The sequence below is a fragment of the Aliiroseovarius sp. S1339 genome, from assembly GCF_023195695.1.
In the GTDB taxonomy this organism is placed as follows: Bacteria; Pseudomonadota; Alphaproteobacteria; order Rhodobacterales; family Rhodobacteraceae; genus Aliiroseovarius.
In genome coordinates this window covers 65,878-82,162 of sequence record NZ_JALPQG010000002.1, presented here as the reverse complement: position 1 = coordinate 82,162, position 16,285 = coordinate 65,878, and the positions used below count along the sequence as shown (strand labels likewise).

The 16,285-nt window shown below is 58.2% G+C and carries 18 protein-coding genes; 8 read left to right on the top strand and 10 right to left on the bottom strand.

Annotation, left to right across the window (positions count from 1 at the left end):
- Window positions 1-11: 11 nt before the first annotated feature.
- The 6 genes from torC to MUY35_RS03410 all read right to left on the bottom strand — a co-directional run bounded on the left by torC (window position 12) and on the right by MUY35_RS03410 (window position 4,666).
- On the bottom strand, window positions 12-1,241 hold the full coding sequence (gene torC / locus MUY35_RS03435; protein WP_248363952.1) for a pentaheme c-type cytochrome TorC: 1,230 nt from the start codon (window positions 1,239-1,241) through the stop codon (window positions 12-14).
- Window positions 1,242-1,309: 68 nt separating this feature from the next.
- Window positions 1,310-1,498, bottom strand: coding sequence for a hypothetical protein (locus tag MUY35_RS17080; RefSeq protein WP_282569176.1), 189 nt, complete (start codon window positions 1,496-1,498; stop codon window positions 1,310-1,312).
- A gap of 372 nt (window positions 1,499-1,870) precedes the next feature.
- Window positions 1,871-2,611: a pirin family protein gene (locus tag MUY35_RS03425; RefSeq protein ID WP_248363950.1), complete on the bottom strand. Its 741-nt coding sequence runs from the start codon at window positions 2,609-2,611 to the stop codon at window positions 1,871-1,873.
- A 50-nt stretch (window positions 2,612-2,661) separates the two neighbouring features.
- On the bottom strand, window positions 2,662-3,597 hold the full coding sequence (locus tag MUY35_RS03420) for a pirin family protein (protein ID WP_248363948.1): 936 nt from the start codon (window positions 3,595-3,597) through the stop codon (window positions 2,662-2,664).
- 17 nt (window positions 3,598-3,614) lie between these two features.
- A complete protein-coding gene (locus MUY35_RS03415) occupies window positions 3,615-4,199 on the bottom strand; it encodes an NAD(P)H-dependent oxidoreductase (RefSeq protein WP_248363946.1) in 585 nt (194 codons plus the stop codon).
- A 35-nt stretch (window positions 4,200-4,234) separates the two neighbouring features.
- On the bottom strand, window positions 4,235-4,666 hold the full coding sequence (locus MUY35_RS03410; protein ID WP_248363944.1) for a DoxX family protein: 432 nt from the start codon (window positions 4,664-4,666) through the stop codon (window positions 4,235-4,237).
- A gap of 111 nt (window positions 4,667-4,777) precedes the next feature.
- Here MUY35_RS03410 and MUY35_RS03405 point away from each other — a divergent pair, with 111 nt between their 5' ends.
- Window positions 4,778-5,683 carry a LysR family transcriptional regulator gene (locus MUY35_RS03405; protein ID WP_248363943.1) on the top strand — a complete coding sequence of 302 codons (906 nt, stop codon included), beginning with the start codon at window positions 4,778-4,780 and terminating at the stop codon, window positions 5,681-5,683.
- 80 nt (window positions 5,684-5,763) lie between these two features.
- Here the strand turns inward: MUY35_RS03405 and MUY35_RS03400 are convergent, their stop codons facing one another.
- Together MUY35_RS03400 and MUY35_RS03395 are read right to left on the bottom strand one after the other, a co-directional pair.
- Window positions 5,764-6,021 carry a hypothetical protein gene (locus MUY35_RS03400; protein WP_248363940.1) on the bottom strand — a complete coding sequence of 86 codons (258 nt, stop codon included), beginning with the start codon at window positions 6,019-6,021 and terminating at the stop codon, window positions 5,764-5,766.
- Between the two features lie 634 nt (window positions 6,022-6,655).
- Window positions 6,656-7,558, bottom strand: coding sequence for a dihydrodipicolinate synthase family protein (locus MUY35_RS03395; RefSeq protein WP_248363939.1), 903 nt, complete (start codon window positions 7,556-7,558; stop codon window positions 6,656-6,658).
- 161 nt (window positions 7,559-7,719) lie between these two features.
- On the opposite strand from MUY35_RS03395, the gene MUY35_RS03390 reads away from it, so the two are divergent.
- Genes MUY35_RS03390 through nagB form a run of 7 tightly spaced genes read left to right on the top strand, consistent with a single transcriptional unit; the run spans window position 7,720 to window position 13,665 of the window.
- Window positions 7,720-8,457 carry a FadR/GntR family transcriptional regulator gene (locus tag MUY35_RS03390; protein WP_248363938.1) on the top strand — a complete coding sequence of 246 codons (738 nt, stop codon included), beginning with the start codon at window positions 7,720-7,722 and terminating at the stop codon, window positions 8,455-8,457.
- Window positions 8,458-8,515: 58 nt separating this feature from the next.
- Complete coding sequence (locus tag MUY35_RS03385; protein ID WP_248363937.1) at window positions 8,516-9,478, top strand: sialic acid TRAP transporter substrate-binding protein SiaP; 963 nt, start codon at window positions 8,516-8,518, stop codon at window positions 9,476-9,478.
- Between the two features lie 60 nt (window positions 9,479-9,538).
- A complete protein-coding gene (locus tag MUY35_RS03380) occupies window positions 9,539-10,018 on the top strand; it encodes a TRAP transporter small permease (RefSeq protein WP_248363936.1) in 480 nt (159 codons plus the stop codon).
- Window positions 10,015-11,289 (top strand): TRAP transporter large permease, encoded by a 1,275-nt coding sequence (locus MUY35_RS03375; RefSeq protein ID WP_248363934.1) that lies wholly within the window; start codon window positions 10,015-10,017, stop codon window positions 11,287-11,289. The genes MUY35_RS03380 and MUY35_RS03375 overlap by 4 nt, the downstream gene beginning before the upstream one ends.
- Before the next feature lie 5 nt (window positions 11,290-11,294).
- Window positions 11,295-11,981 carry a putative N-acetylmannosamine-6-phosphate 2-epimerase gene (locus MUY35_RS03370; protein ID WP_248363932.1) on the top strand — a complete coding sequence of 229 codons (687 nt, stop codon included), beginning with the start codon at window positions 11,295-11,297 and terminating at the stop codon, window positions 11,979-11,981.
- Window positions 11,978-12,886 carry an ROK family protein gene (locus MUY35_RS03365; RefSeq protein WP_248363930.1) on the top strand — a complete coding sequence of 303 codons (909 nt, stop codon included), beginning with the start codon at window positions 11,978-11,980 and terminating at the stop codon, window positions 12,884-12,886. Before MUY35_RS03370 ends, MUY35_RS03365 begins: the two co-directional genes overlap by 4 nt.
- Window positions 12,883-13,665: a glucosamine-6-phosphate deaminase gene (gene nagB / locus MUY35_RS03360; protein ID WP_248363929.1), complete on the top strand. Its 783-nt coding sequence runs from the start codon at window positions 12,883-12,885 to the stop codon at window positions 13,663-13,665. Before MUY35_RS03365 ends, nagB begins: the two co-directional genes overlap by 4 nt.
- A 1,050-nt stretch (window positions 13,666-14,715) precedes the next feature.
- Here nagB and MUY35_RS03355 read toward each other — a convergent pair.
- Window positions 14,716-15,444, bottom strand: coding sequence for an amino acid ABC transporter ATP-binding protein (locus MUY35_RS03355; protein WP_282569175.1), 729 nt, complete (start codon window positions 15,442-15,444; stop codon window positions 14,716-14,718).
- Complete coding sequence (locus tag MUY35_RS03350) at window positions 15,444-16,274, bottom strand: amino acid ABC transporter permease (RefSeq protein WP_248363928.1); 831 nt, start codon at window positions 16,272-16,274, stop codon at window positions 15,444-15,446. The genes MUY35_RS03355 and MUY35_RS03350 overlap by 1 nt, the downstream gene beginning before the upstream one ends.
- Window positions 16,275-16,285 lie beyond the last annotated feature (11 nt).

Sequence of the window (16,285 nt, the reverse complement as noted above, 5' to 3'; positions counted from 1 at the left end):
GTTCATCCTCGTTATGGTCGGGCCGATTGAATGACGCCTTTGGTGGGGTCGCCACCATGGGCTGTCTCGATAAAATCGGACGAGTGTTTTTGCAGATACTTGAGCACCATCTTGGCGGTGTCGTCATCCATGCTGGTGAAGCCCACCATGCCGCCAAACTGGGCGGGCCAGCTGTTGGCGTCAAAATGCGCCACCTCGGGCTGGCGATGGCAGGTGCTGCATTGCTGGTTGTAGCTGGCGGCCGCGATTTCCCAGATTTCCTCGGGGCTGTCGATCAGGCTTGCGGTCGGCATCCACACTTCGGCTTTGACGTTTTGCCATTCCAGCCCTGTTGCCGGGTCTTCCTTGGACTCCAGCACGCTGACAAGATTTTCGTCGCGCGATACTTCTTTGCTTAGAATGGCACTGGTGATGTTCAGCCCAAAATTGCTGTACCACACTCTCCCAAAGCCCTTGTTCTTGCGCCACAAATCTAGTTCTACCCGTTGGGCGTCGTCGTTGGCTTCCAGCACTGTCACCTTGGCGGCCACCTCGATCGAACCGATCTCTTGGGTCAACTCTGCATCTGCGTAAATCTTGTGCGGCAGGACCGCGTAATAGTCGTCCTCTGCCTTGACGCGCGTTGACGAGGCCGCCGAAACCAGCGTGTCGAAGGCGGGGTTATGCGTGCCCTTCAGATCCGGCAGATGGTGGGCGATCCCCTTGTGGCAACTGATACAGCTTTCGTCGCGTTCAGCGGCGGCGCGCATCGCCACCTGCGAGGTCGGGCGCATCAGGTTGATGTCCATGTCCTTGTAGTCATGGCAGGCGCGGCATTCGCGCGAGTCGTTTGCTTCCATCCGCGCCCATTCACGCCGCGCCAGAACAACGCGATGTTCTTCGAATTTCTCACGTGTGCCGATGGTGCCGACAAGCTGCCCCCACACTTCGCGGCTGGCCTGCATCTTGCGTGCAATCTTGTCGGTGAATTCGTGAGGCACATGGCAATCCTGACACTCTGCACGTACCCCGGACCGGTTGCTCCAGTGCACCGTTTTCTGCAACTCCGGCAGCATATTGTCGCGCATGGTATGGCAACTCAGACAGAACTCTTCGCTGTTGGTCACCTCCAAAGCCGTGTTAAAGCCCTGCCATGACGCGGCGCCAGCGATGAAACCACCGGTCACCAATATTCCAAGGCCGATTTTCACCGATGGCTTCAGGAACAGATCCCGGGTTGCTCTAAGGGTCTTTTTTATCATGGCGTCCTACCCATACGGCTAAATGGATTATTCATTTATATTTCCACGTGAGCTTCATTGCGGAAACATCAGGTGGGCGGTCCCCAAAACAGGATTTGCATAAACCACACGATGAACCCGTAAGCCGCAATCGCGCCAACCATCAAAATTGGCAACAAGACGAAGGCAAGCAGCAGGAACAGCGTGACCTCACGTCTGCCTGTCCCCCCCGTTTCGGCTGCGACAACTGAGGGTCTATTTGCTGCCGTTTTGTTCATCTCGAACCCCACTTCCTATCGGCTGAATGCGAATGGAAAGTGGTTTCAAACCTGCAAAACCTTGGATTCGCTTAACCAGCCTTAATGCAACTATAGTGACGCCGTTTCAGGGCGTCCATCTTATTAATACAACCATAGCGAACGTATTGCTTCGGTCCAGACTTGGTTGCATAACGCCGCGTGAATATGTCTGGTTGATCAGCGGCGTCATATTGGGACGTCTGCGTTCGGCCGCTTTATCGTGCTCTAATTCTCAGCCCATTCAACCACGCTAGGTTCGTTTGCTGTGGAAACGGCCAATCAGCCGAACTTCATTGCCGCGTTGGGTGCCGCTTAGCCGAGACATAGATTCGCCAGCCTCGTTCGTCAGCCCTAGTGGGCAAGGTCGAAGAACAGGGCCTCAGCGGTTTTGCCTTGGTCAAAGGTCAGCGCGCCGCTGCCGTCAATGGCAAGCCCGTCACCCTTCGACAAAGCGATCCCATTCACCTTCAATGACCCATCGGCAACCTGCACCCAGCCTTTGCGTCCAGCGCGAAGCTCTGTGCTGATCGTTTGATCGCCGTCCAAGGTCGCTGCATAGACACTTGCGTCTGCCTGGGTCGTCATCGACCCGTCGCGCCCATCACGGGACAGGAACAATTTCAGCTTCCCACTCTTATCCTCGTCCGACAGATCAATGGTGTCATATGCGGGCTTGGTGTTCTGCACCTCTGGCAGCAACCAGACCTGCAAGAACCGCATTTCATCGGTCGCAGATGGATTGAACTCGGAGTGGGTCACGCCCGATCCGGCGCTCATATATTGAACGCCGCCTGCGCTGACAACTGATCCGTTGCCCAGCGAGTCCTTGTGTTCCAGCGCGCCACCTAACACGTACGAGAAGATCTCGGCGTTCTGGTGCGGATGCTGGCCAAACCCTTTGCCACCCGCGACAAGGTCATCGTTGATGACGCGCAGATTTCCAAACCCCATGTGCTTGGGATCATAGTAGTTTCCAAAGCTGAAACTATGCGCTGACTTCAGCCACCCAAAATCGGCCTGCCCCCGTTCACTGGCGGGGCGAACGGTGAAGCTCATGCCACCTTGCTGGATGGTGTTTTGGTCGATAATCATCTTATTCGTCCTTCGTTAGTTCCTTGCTCGGCCGCAGACGCGACAGTCGCTTAGTCCGGCAAGGGAATGAATTCGTCTTTGTCTGTTGGCGGCAATTGGAAACGACCGTGTTCCCAGTCCCCTGCGGCCCAAGCTTCCTTGGCGGCGTCGATCTTTTCTTTTGAAGAGGCGACGAAGTTCCACCAGATGTGGCGTGGGCCGTTCAGTGTCTCGCCGCCAAGCAACATCAGCCGCGCACCAGCCGGGCCAGCTTTGACGGTGATTGCGTCGCCGGGACGGAACACCATCATCTGACCAGATTGAAAGACATCGCCGGCGACTTCGATTGAGCCGTCAGTGACGTAGATGCCGCGATCTTCATGGTTGTCGGGCATGGGCAGCATTGCACCGGCTTCCAGGATGGCGTCGGCATAGAACATCTCGGTAAATGTCTTGGTCGGCGCGCGTTCACCCCAAGCATTGCCAACAACAAGCCGCACCTGTTTACCTTCCCCTTCGATGAACGGCAGCGCCTCTTCCTTGTGGTGTTCAAAATCAGCCTCCATGTCTTCGGCTTCCTCGGGCAAGGCCACCCATGTCTGAATACCGAACAGGCTGCTTGGCCCTTTGCGGGTCTGCGCGCTTGTGCGTTCCGAATGGGTGACGCCGTTTCCGGCGATCATCCAGTTCACTTCACCGGGATAGATCATCTGGTCCGTGCCAAGTGAATCCCTATGTTGGAACTCTCCCTGGTAAAGATAGGTCACCGTCGCCAAGCCGATATGCGGATGCGGGCGCACGTCGATGCCTTGTTCGGTGATGAACTCTGCCGGACCCATTTGGTCGAAGAAGATAAACGGGCCGACCATTTGGCGTCTGGGTGACGGCAAGGCGCGTCGGACCTCGAACCCTCCGATGTCACGCGCGCGTGGCACGATCAGTGTTTCGATGGCATCGACGCCATCTGCACCGGGACATGTTGGTTCAATTGAAGGGTTCCAGCTCATTACGTGTTCCTTTCATTCTATCTTGATGCGTCCGATACAGCGCGCGTTGTCATGATCAGTTGGTCGACCGTGGCCTTCAAAAACTGGGCCTGCTGCTCGTTGTTCAGGGTGCCAGAGTCATCAAACGCGCTTGCACCATTGGACACGGCCACCTGATTTGGCACGACCGTCACGCCGATATTTCCCAACATCATGCGCAGCGGAACAAGACCCCGCAAGCCGCCCAAAGCACCGGGTGCGACCGCACCAAGGGCCGCGACTTTGCCATTATAGGCCCAAAGCGGTGGTTCATCCTCAATATGCTTGCGCGATATCCAATCCAAAGCATTTTTCAACAAAGGCGAAATCGAGCTGTTATATTCCGGCGAGGCGATGAACAGACCGTCATGATCGACGAAGAGCTGTTTTAGCCGCTTTGCGTTTTCTGGCAGGCCGGTCTCTGCTTCGATATCGCCATTGTAAATTGGCATCTCGAAATCTTTCAGGTCGATCAGGGTGACATCAGCGCCCGCGTCTTGGGCAATGCTCGCAGCCAAGGCTGCGAGCTTCTTGTTTGTCGACGCTTTGCGCGCGCTTCCGGCGAACATAAGAAGTTTGGTCATGGATTTGGCTTTCTGCTAGAAGCGAGTGGTTTGTCTTAAGCTTTCAAGAGCTGTGGGATATATTCGTCGATCACCGGCAGTTTGCGCAGGGCAAATGCACCAGCGCCCTGAAGGGCGACTGCCACGGCAAGAAGCACCAGCAGCACCGGGAATTCCCATCCGCCATTTGGTGCGCTGAACAGCCAGCCGTTGCCTGCATGGGCCCAGACCGAGCCGATCAACAGCGGCAATGACAGCAGCGCCGCCAAACGGGTGTACAGGCCCAGAATGATCGCGGTGCCGCCGACGATTTCGGCGAAAATGGTCAGGTAGGCAGCGATTGCTGGCAGCCCAAGGCTTTCAAAATAGCCGACGGTTCCGGGGATGGTGAAAACCAGCAGCTTCAAAAGGCCGTGGGCCAAAAGGATGCCGCCAAGGGAAACGCGAGTGATGAATGCGCCGTAGTTCGGGTTTGTAAGCTGTGTCATGTTCTTTCTCCAGATGAGTATTCGTTGTGCTGGAACTAAGATTGCATTTCAGAGTTCACTTGATAATACTGATATCTAGAAGATAACTCATTCCATTTGGTTGATAATAGCATGGATCACATATCCCGCATCGGCGTCTTCATTGCCGTCGTCAAAGCAGAAAGTTTCGCAGGTGCTGCGCGCGCGTTGGGCATCACCAGTTCAGCCGTGTCCAAGCAGGTGCAGAACCTTGAACATGACCTGCAGGTCAAACTGCTGAACCGCACCACGCGGAATGTCTCTGTCACCGAGGAGGGCGCGGTTTATTATGAACGCGCGGCGCGTGCGTTGGAGGATTTGCAGGAAGCACAGGAACAAATCTACGAGTTGAAATCGCGTCCCCGAGGGCCGTTGAAGGTCAGTTTCCCGCAGAGCTTGGGCATCAAATACTTCCGCGAAACGATCGCGTCTTTCGCAGCAAAGTACCCAGAGGTGGAGTTGGACGTGAGCTTGGATGAGCGTTTCGTCGATATCGTCAACGAGGGGTTTGACCTTGCGGTGCGTATCGGGGCGCTTAAGGACACGTCACTTATCGCGCGGCGCATGGCCTCTTGTCCCTTCGTGGTATGTGCAAGCGCGAGTTATCTTGAAACCCACGGCACGCCCGAGGAACCGGGCGATCTGGCACATCACAATATGCTGGCATTCACGGGAAACACCGGGCTGCACGAGTGGCGCTATCAGGACGCGACAGGCCAGATCGGTCAGGTCAGCTTGCGCGGTAATTTCAAGGCAGATTCCGGCGACATCTTGTGCAGCGCGGCACTGCAAGGCGTTGGCATTTCCATTCTTCCCGTTTTCTACGTGGCTGAGCACCTCAAGAACCAAGCTCTGCAAGCGGTGTTGCCTGATTACGCGACATCGCCCAAACGCGACATCTACGCGGTGTTTCAGCCCAACCGCTTCCAGTCAACTCGACAGCGGCTGTTCGTTGATCATCTGGTCTCGACGTGCAAAAGGCTTCCGTGGGAAGGCTGAAGCCGCAACGATAGGAATGTCGGGTGGGTTTCTTCCCGAACATCCATTTCAGAAATGGCTACGTCCGAGACCGACGCGACCTACCAAACTGGCGCTGGCACGACTGCCACATCGGACCAGTCGGCCAAATTCTCACCAAACGTGACGAACTTGACCGCATCAGTGCGCAGCCCTGGTTTTATTTCGCCGTTGATCACCAGGAAGGTTCCCGGGGCGGTTTTCACAACAGCCGACCTGGTGTTTGGGAGCGCCGGGACTCTGCCGAGATCGCCCCAACTGTTCGCGGCGGCATCGTAGGCAAGCACCATGTCGTTCCAGCGGAAATCTTTCGGATGCATACCCATATAGCCGTTTACGACAGCCCTCCAGCCGTCAGGAACGGCCTCCTTGTCGATGGCAAGAAGCCCGACAAGATACTTGTCGAAAAGTCATTTGTTGTATCCCCCATGATGGCAATGCGGCCATCGGCTAGTAGTCACCGCGCTGGCGCCCAGCAGGTCGACGGGCGTTGAGGTGTCCAGCGGTTCCCGAGTATTTGCTTCGGGGTCGTAACGGCTGACCGTGTCGAAGATCACCGGAGATGTCGCGTCGGGCGTCGCGTTGCCGGACCCGCTGAAGACGTAAGGAGCGCCGTCCGAAACCGCGGTGGCGGGTTGCGAGGGCGCTGGCCCTTCGAATTCTGCGAGCGCTTGCCAGCCAGCAGTCGTGTCATTCAGGTCCAGTCCGAAGACTTGGGTGCCGGCGCTGCCCAGACCGACAATCAGCCTGTTGCCAATGCGTTCTGAAATCCCGTTTTTGACCCAGACGGGCAGGTTAGGCTAATCCTCGGAAGTGGCAGATGCTGCGGTCGCGACGAGGGCGAGCATACCCACCCCACCAAGCATATGATTGCTTAGTGACATAATGCATCCTCCTCCTGATCCACAATTGCCGGAGACCGGCGTCAAAATCTGGGTTCAAGAAAAGCCAGGCCTAGACGAGCCAGGGTTTGACCTCGGGCCGTTCGAGCACGGCGCGCATATGTGCTTCGGCTTTGTCCTCGGACATGCGCAAGGCCATTGGCGCACGCGTCAGCCCGCAGTCGATGCCAAGGACGCGGAATGCGGCCTTCATGCCGGGCAACACGCCGGTTTCCAAAAGCGCTTCGACGAAGATTTGCGAGGTGTCCTGCAACTCTTGTGCGCGGGCCAGATCGCCTGCGCGCAGAGCAACGTCGAGTGCAGCATACAGCTTGCCAAGGATGTTGTAGGTCGTGCCGATGCCGCCATCTGCACCCAACACACCGCCCGTCAGATATATTTCATCGAAGCCGAAGAAATAGCTGATGTCGGGGCGACGACGGCGCAGCATTGAGAATTTGAACAGGTCGGTCGAAGTGAACTTGATGCCCGTGACGTTCGGCAGATCAAGAATGCGCTCAAGCGAGTCAAGCGGGATCGGCCGACCGGTGCGCACCGGCACCTCATAGACGATCAGCGGAAGGTCAGTGGACCCTGCCAAATCGTGGTAATAGCCTTCAATCTCGGCGTCGCTGAAGGGATAAGAATGGGGCGGCAGAGCGGACAAGCCGTGATAGCCCAAGTCCGCTGCCTGTTTCGCAAGGCGGATCGAATCGCGCAGGTTCGGCATCCCGACATGGGCGATCAGCTTCGCTGCACTTCCCTTGGCGCAGTCGGCGACGATGCCTTGCTGCACTGCAAGTTCATCGACACCCAGAAGACCGGATTCGCCGCTGCTGCCACCAACATACAGTCCAGTCAGGCCTTGTTTCAGCACATAGTCAGTCAGGTTACGTTGCCGGGCCTCGTCAAACTCTCCAGCATCGTCGAGGCCGGTCATCAGTGCGGCATACATGCCAGTCAGTCGTTCGGTCATTGGTGTCTCTACCTTCTGTTCTGCGGTGCAACCGTGGGAGGCTGTCTCATAATTTGGCCTAACAATTGCAGGGCGTTTTGTTCGCCTGCTACTATACGACAGATTTTTAGTTTGACAATAAATTTATATGGTAATACCAAAAGAGTAAGAGGAGGAGTTGGATGCCAGAAGATGTCGTTTTTGATGATGCTCGGGAACAGCGGCGCACGCCGGATCTGATCGCCGACGCCTTGATCGCTGAGATCCGGGACGGCACGTTCCAACCGGACTCGCCCCTGCCAACCGAACGCCACCTATGCGAACGTTTCTCCGTCTCGCGACCCACAGTGCGTGAAGCGCTGACCCAGATGCAGGCGCGCGGTTATGCTGTCGCTGGGGCGGGCAAGCGGCCCCGCGCGGCCCTTCCGTCAATCGCGACCGTGCTCAGCGGTGTTGGCGATCATATTCGTGAGATTTTTGGCGATGCTGAAAGCGGCGCTCATCTGGAGCAGATGCGCCAGTTCATTGAAACAGGGGCCGCCCGCGAGGCCGCCAAGCGGGCCGACACCGTCCAGTTGGCCAAACTGCAATCCGCACTCGAACGCAATTTCGACGCCATCGGCACCAGTGATTTCGCTGCGACCGACATCGCGTTCCACCGCGCACTGGTCTCGGTCGTTGGAAATCAGGTGATCCTGACGCTGCACGACATGTTCGTCAGCACAATGATCGCACATCGGCCTTCAACCGAGGATGCGGAACGCTATGACCGGATCGCCTATGATGAGCACCGTGAGATCTATCAGGCGGTCTTGGAGGGCGATGTCGTGACTGCGACCGATGTGATGGACCGCCATTTGACCCGATCCTATCGCGCACGCCTAAAGGCGCCGCTTCTGACGCCCAAGAACGGCGAGTGACCCAATTACCAAAACTGGCGGGTTTGCCCGCCGCTTATTGAAAATCAAGGAGGATATGATGAAACTGAAAACCACTCTACTCGCCTGTGCGGCGACACTGGCGATGGCCATCCCAGCTATGGCCGAGCGCGAACTAACCTTCGGTCTGCAGGACAACGAAAGCTCGAATGTCTACAAGGGCGCTCAGGAATTCGCCAGCAAGCTGGAAGAGCTTTCGGGGGGTGAACTGACCGTAAACCTGTTCCCGTCCTCGACGCTTGGCGATTTCAAGGCGATGGTCGCACAGCTTCAGGCGGGCGAGTTGGACATGGTCATCACCGGCTATCCCGACATGAGCTACATCATTCCCGAGTTGAACCTGATTGGCGCGCCCTATGTCGCGGACGATTTCGCGCACCTGAAGGAAATCATCGCTGGTCCATGGGGTCAGGAGATGTCGGCCAAGTTCGAGGAAAAAGGCGTTAGCCTGCTGGACGTGTGGTATTACGGCACGCGCCAGACCACATCGAACCGGGCCATCGAGTCCATCGATGACATGGCAGGATTGCGTCTGCGCACACCCAACGTGCCGTTCCTGATTGCATATGCCGAAAACGTCGGCGCCACCCCGGCTCCGGTCGCTTTTGCCGAAGTTTATCTGGCGCTTCAAACCAACCAGGTCGATGCAGAAGAGAACCCGCTGCCCACAATCGAAGCGATGAAGTTCTACGAAGTGCAGTCGCATGTTGCGATGACCAACCACTTCATCGCATCCGCGGCGGTGCAGATCGCTGACGGTCTGTGGGATAGCCTGAGTGAAGAAGAGCAGGGCTGGATTGCTGAAGCGGTCGCGGCCGGTGGCGAGCTGAACAACGGTCTGACCGTGCAAGCCGAACAAGACCTGATCGCCACTTTCGAAGGGCGTGGTCTGACCATCACGCGTCCTGATCTTGCGCCTTTCCGCGAAGCGATGAAGCCCTATTACGACTCGCTCGAAGAGCAGTTCGGCGAAGGTGCGATCGCCCGTGTGCGCGGCAAGTAAGCCAATTTCTCCGCAGGCGTTCGCGCGTCTGCGGAGATCAACCGAAACGGGGGAAAGCCGTTGGAGAACCCACGCAAATACAGCATCGAAGGCATTGTTGCCTCGGTGTTCTTCATCGTCCTGATCGGGGTCGTGTTGATCCAGGTCTTTGGCCGCACACCGCTGTTTCGTGGGCCGGTTTGGACCGAGGAAACCGCGCGTTGGCTTTGGGTCTGGATGGCCTTCATTGGCATTTCCGAGGTCGAGCGTCAGGATGGCCAGCTTAAGATGGCCTTTCTTGCCGACCTGCTTCCCGGTGGCGCTCGTCGCATCCTTTATACCGTGATCGACCTCGTTTATCTGGGCATCGTCGGCCATCTCATCTGGATCGCCTACAAGACCGTTTTGCGGACATCAGACAACGTCTCTGTGACCCTGCCAACCACCGATGCGGTGCTTTACGCGTCCGGTCTTGTCGCCACCGTCCTCATTCTTCACCGGATCGTCCGCCGACTGCTAAGCCGTCGCGACGTCACCGTCACGCGGGAGCCCACGCTATGATCCTTGCCACCGTTGGTATTCTCTGGCTGATCTTCGTGCTGATTGGCGTGCCTATCGGGGTCGCCATGATCTTCGTGTCGATGGGCTATTTCTATTACACCGGTATGGGCGTTAGCTTTGCCATGCAGCGCATGGTGGACGGGCTCAACAGCTTTCCGTTGCTCGCGGTGCCGCTGTTCATCCTGGCTGCGGGCGTGTTGAACTCGGCCGGGATCACACATCACCTTTTCGGCTTTGCCCGGTCTTTGGTCGGGCATGTCACGGGCGGGCTGGGCCATGTCAACGTGCTGGCCTCTCTGTTCTTTTCCGGCATGTCCGGATCGGCGCTGGCCGATGCTGGTGGCTTGGGTAAGATGGAAATCGAGGCCATGCGCGAAGCGGGCTACGACGACGATTTCGCCGGTGCCGTGACCGCTGCGTCTTCGATGATCGGGCCGCTTGTTCCGCCGTCGATCACCATGGTTCTGTATGGTGTGATTGCCAACGTATCCATCGGTAAACTGTTTCTGGGTGGGATCATCCCGGGCGTCATGTGTGCGGCGGCCCTGATGGTCATGGTCTGGTTTATCGCCCGCAAGCGTAACTACCCACGCGATCCGCGCAGCAGTGCAGGCGAAATCGGCATACTTTTCGTGAAATCTCTGCCCGCATTGGCGACCCCTGTCGTCATCGTCGGCGGCATCTTTTCTGGCCTTTTCTCGCCAACCGAGGCCGCCGCGATCACGGTCCTTTATGCGATCATGATCGACCTGATTTTCTACCGCGAACTGACGTTCCGCAAACTGTGGGATACGATCTATGAAACCACCGCCACCTCGGCATCAATTGCGACCATCGTCGCGGGCGTCGGCCTGCTTAGCTTCATCATGGCGCGCGAACAGGCCCCCCAACAGATCGCGACGTTCTTCCTGTCGATCGCCGACAGCCCACTGACCTTCCTGATCGCGGTCAACGTGATGATCTTCTTTCTGGGCTGCTTCATCGAGGCGTTGGTGATCTTGCTGGTTGTCGTGCCGATCTTGGTGCCGGTCGCTATGGGGTTCGGCATTGACCCGGTACATTTTGGCATCATCACGGTGCTGAACCTGATGATTTCGATCCTGACGCCGCCCATGGGCATGGCCCTGTTCGTTGTCGCACAGGTGGGGGACATCCCGTATCAGCGGCTGGCAAAAGCGATTTTACCATGGCTGATCCCACCTTTCGTGGTGCTGATCCTGGTTTGCGCCTTCCCGATCTTGTCAACCGGCCTGCCGAGCCTGATGGACTGACAACCATGAGCGCACTTGATACCTTGCGCGGCGGTCTCGTCGTGTCCTGTCAGCCGGTCGACGACGGGCCGATGGATCGTCCTGAAATCGTGGCCGCCATGGCCGCGGCCGCCGTGGCAGGTGGTGCAAATGGTCTGCGGATTGAGGGCGTCGATAACCTCGTTGCCGTGCGACAAGTTGTGTCTGTTCCGATCATCGGAATCCTCAAACGCGATCTTGACGACAGCCCGGTGCGCATCACGCCATATCTGGCCGACGTAAAGGCGCTGGCCGAAGCGGGCGCCGACATTATCGCCTATGACGCCACTGACCGGCCCCGCCCCGAAACGACAGCGGCTATCGTCGCTGCGATCCACGCGGCGCGTGCCCTTGCAATGGCCGATTGTTCGACGCTTGCGGACGGGCAGCGCGCCTTGGCCGAAGGCGCAGCGATCCTTGGCACCACGCTTTCGGGCTATACGGCAGAAACCAAGGACCGCGTCGAGGGCGTGGATCACGACCTGATCCATGCGTTCCACCAGCTTGGCGGTTTTGTCATGGCCGAAGGGCGGGTCAACACGCCCGAGCTTGCAGGCAGCGCGATGGCTGCGGGCGCTGATGCCGTCACCGTCGGCACCGCACTAACGCGGCTTGAACATGTCACCGGTTGGTTCCAAAGCGCAGTCGCGCAGGCTGTTGAGGCGCGATCATGAAGGATTTGCCACGCAACGCCCTGACAGGGTTCGCCGCCGACCTGGGCGGAACCAAAATCGCCGCCGCACGCATTGAAAACGGTATGGTCATCGACCGCCTTCTGGCGCCGACCGACAGCGCCGCCGACCCCGAAGCGCAAATCGCCGCCATTCGCGCCCTGCTGGACCGGCTCGGCCACAGCGAAGGCGCGCCGCTTGGCGTTGCTGTCGCGGGACGAGTCGATGCAGCGGGTGCTTGGCATGCGGTCAACCGCGGCACACTGCCCGCGATCCTTGGATTTCCGCTGCAACAGGCACTGGCGCGTGACCTTGGCGCCGCCACTTGCCTGAACGATGCCGCCGCCGCCGCCTTTGCCGAAGGGCTTTACGGTGCCGGAAGCGCCAGCGACAACTTCGCCTATATCACCGTCTCAACCGGTGTCGGTGGCGGGCTGGTCATTGGCAACCGTCTGATTTCCAGCGCCAACGGCTTGGCGGGCCATGTCGGGTTCGTGTCCAGCCGCTTCGCTGGCGGCCCTTGCGGCAGCGGCCGGATGGCGACGGTAGAGAGCATTGCCGGGGGGCGCGGGATCGCCTCGGTCGCCGCGGCGTCTGGTCACGAGGGCATTGATGCCCGCGCTGTGTTCAATGCTGCCTTGGAAGGTCAAGGCTGGGCAGACCGGATTGTCGCGACCTCGGCCAGTGCGGTCGCGTCGCTGATCGGTGACCTGACGGCCATTCTGGGCCTCGATACCGTGGCAATGGGCGGCAGCATCGGCCTTGCCCCCGGCTATATCGATCGCACCCGCGCCGCGCTGAGCGATGAACCAGACCTGTTCCGCCCGCGCCTTGTGCTGGCAGAGCTTGGCCATGATGCGCCGCTGATCGGCGCGCTGGCCGCCCATCTGAGAAAGGAAATCCCATGAAGGTCCTGATCCTTCCCGATGCGCAGGCCGCCATCCAGCGCGCCGCCGACATCATTGCCCGCACTGTGATCGCCAAACCCGACGCCGTGCTGGGGCTGGCGACTGGTGGCACGATGCTACCGCTCTACAAGGCGCTTGCGCAGCGCCACCGCGACGAGGGTCTGTCTTTTGCCAAGACGACCAGCTTCAACCTGGACGAATATATCGGCCTGGCCCCGGATCATCCCTGTTCCTATCATCACTACATGCAAGAAGCGTTCTTCGCGCATGTCGATATCGACCCCGCGCGCGCTCATCTTCCGAAGGGGGACGCGCCTGATCCGCAGGCGGCCTCGCTCGACTACGAAGCTTTGATCGAGGCGGCGGGTGGTATTGATTTGCAACTTCTGGGCATCGGGCAGAACGGGCATATCGGCTTCAACGAGCCGACCGCCAGCCTCGGGTCTCGCACTCGGATCAAGACGCTGACCGACAGCACCCGCCGCGCCAACCAACGCTATTTCGCATCCTTCGAAGAAACGCCGCGCTACGCCATAACCACGGGCGTTGCCACCATCCTTTCGTCGCGGAAATGTCTGTTGGTCGCCACCGGAGAGGACAAGGCCGAGGCCGTTGCCAACATGGTCGAAGGGCCGGTCAGCGCGGCTTGCCCCGCCTCGGCGTTGCAGTTCCATGCGCGGGCCACGATCATCCTTGACGAAGCCGCCGCCAGCGCGCTGAAACTCACCGATTACTACGAGAATGTTCATCCGCAAGGACAGGACAGCATCTTTGACTGAACAGCGAAAACCGCATTGACCGTCTCGCCCTCAAGCAACGTCTTGGCTACAATCCGTGTTTTCACGGCATCAGGCCAACGACGTTGCCCGTTCGGTCCTCGCCGGACATCTACGAGTAACTCAGACATAGGCTCCATAGAGAAACTCCCTCAATTCAACGAGGAGAGGACTCGCTAATTAGAAACCAATTGGGAAGGGCGGGCCAAAACACCGCTTACATTGGGTTGGGAACCACCACACATAACTGAATTTGCGCTGACTACGGATGATCCGGCAAGAATTGATGGATGTCTGTTATGCGGACAAAGTTGCCGTTCAACGATGGCAATGAAAGGTCCGCTTTGAGCAGACCGTTCGCTAGCCTTTGCCCTGATGAACCGTGTCGCTAAGACGCCAAGGCGATCCCGTTCAAGCTCAAACGGGCGATCAGATCGGCAGTCCCGCGCGAAGAGCCCATCTGCGTCGCGAAAATCAAGTGCTTCGCGCGCGGGGAACAACTGGGGCTATCATGAAAACTTTCATGGTTGAAAACGACTACCTCGTCAACGCAAAGCGCCTTTGGGGCGCTGGCCACGGACTATCACGCGCTGAGTGAGGTCATGCAGGGTCTGGCCTCTTTCTATGGTTTCCTCGGCGGGGGCCCCGGCCGTCGCATCGTCACGCGTTTACTACGATTTCTCGGATACGATCTCGTTGACCAATGTCAGCGACGTACTTGGCTCAAGCGCGAATGTCGTTGCAACCAACGATCTTGGATAGAACTTCAAGATGACGAACAACGTGACGACGCGTGTCAGCCACCGGAACGAATACAATTCAGAACCACTGCCTTGTTTTTGAGGAATTCGACAACACGATGGTATGTCGCTGGTTCTTGGTTTCTGATCAGCCGCACGACAATCTTTCATTTCGATTACTTTGGGGCGGAGCAATCCGCCCCCTTCTTTTTTTGGGGGCCGCAGATCGGATCGAAATCGCCGCGAATTGCTTCCGCTCCCTGGCGTCGCCTTAAGGGGGCGCAGGAGTGGTGAATGGAAAGGCCAACGCCTGTCACAAAACGGTAGCCAGAAACTCACGCGCGCGCTTTGTTTGTGGGGCGTTGAATATCTGATCAGGCGTGCCGGTCTCAATTATTTTTCCGCCATCCAGCACGCACACACGGTCGGCCGCCTGCTTGGCGAAGCCCATTTCATGGGTGGCCAAGATCATCGTCATTTTCTGGGCTTTTAGTGTCAGCAGCACATCCAGCACTTCGCTGACCAGTTCGGGGTCCAGCGCCGATGTCACCTCGTCAAACAGCATGATGCTGGGGCGCATTGCAAGCGCGCGGACGATGGCGACGCGCTGTTGCTGACCGCCGGACAATTGGTCCGGGTAGGCGTTCATGCGGTCTTTCAAGTTGAACCCTTCAAACAGCCGTGTGATCTCTGGCAGCAGGTCTTTTTTCGACCTTTTGAAAACGCGCGAGGGGGCCAGCAGCACGTTCTCAACCGCCGTCATGTGCGGGAACAGGTTGAAGCTTTGGAACACCAGACCGATCTTGCGGCGAATGGGCTGCGGCGCGACATCGGGCAGCGAGATGTCGTGGCCGTCAAACCAGATCTCGCCCTCATCAATCGGCTCGAGCAGGTTGATTGTGCGCAACAGCGTGGACTTGCCAGACCCGGACGCGCCGATCAGGCAGATCATCTCACCCTCTTCGACGGCAAGATCAATGCCGCACAATACTTCGCTGTCGCCAAAGGATTTTTTTACGTTCGATAGCCTGAGAATGGACATCACCTGCGCGCCTTATTCTGTTTTGCGATCAGGTAATCGGCAAGGCGTGTGACGGGAATTGTCACTGCAAGAAAGATGATCGCGGCACCCACATAGGGGGTGAAATTTGCGAGCAGGGACTTATGAACACCAGCTTGGCGCAACAGCTCGACCGGGCCGATGAAGGACAGAAGGGCCACGTCTTTTTGCAGGGCGACCAGCATGTTCATGTTGGCCGGCACCACGCGGCGGATCGCCTGAGGCAGAACGACATAGCGCATGATGTCAAAATGCGACAGGCCCAGCGATTTGGCCGCCGCCCGCTGGCTTTCATGGACGCTTTCGATGCCCGCGCGGAAGATCTCGGCCACATAGGCGGAATAGGTCAGGATCAGCGCGAGTGAGCCCCAGATATAGGGGCTGTTCCAAGGGCGTTGCAGGCCAAGGCCCGGGATGCCGAAGCCAATCAGGAACACGATCAGAATGACCGGAACGCCACGGAAGATGTCGGTGTACAGCACGCCGAAAACCCGCAGCGGGAACAGGGCGGGCGCACGGGCATCACGGCACAGCGCGATGAATAGACCAAGGAAAGCGATGGCGGGGGTGCACCACAGAAAAATGGCGACGTCCCAACGGAATGCTGCCAATAACGATGGGAAGGTCTTGGTCAGAATCTCCCAGTTGAAGAAGCTGCTGCGCACCCGGTCCCAGCCCGGTGTCATCGGCAGAAGGACGATGATCAGGCCCAACACGACGACGGTGCTGAGCGTCGCCACCGCAATGGATTTGCGCCGCGCCTTTTGCTCGTGGATTTGGCGGGCCGTAAGGCCCGCGCTGTGGTTTTGCATGAAGTGTGTCG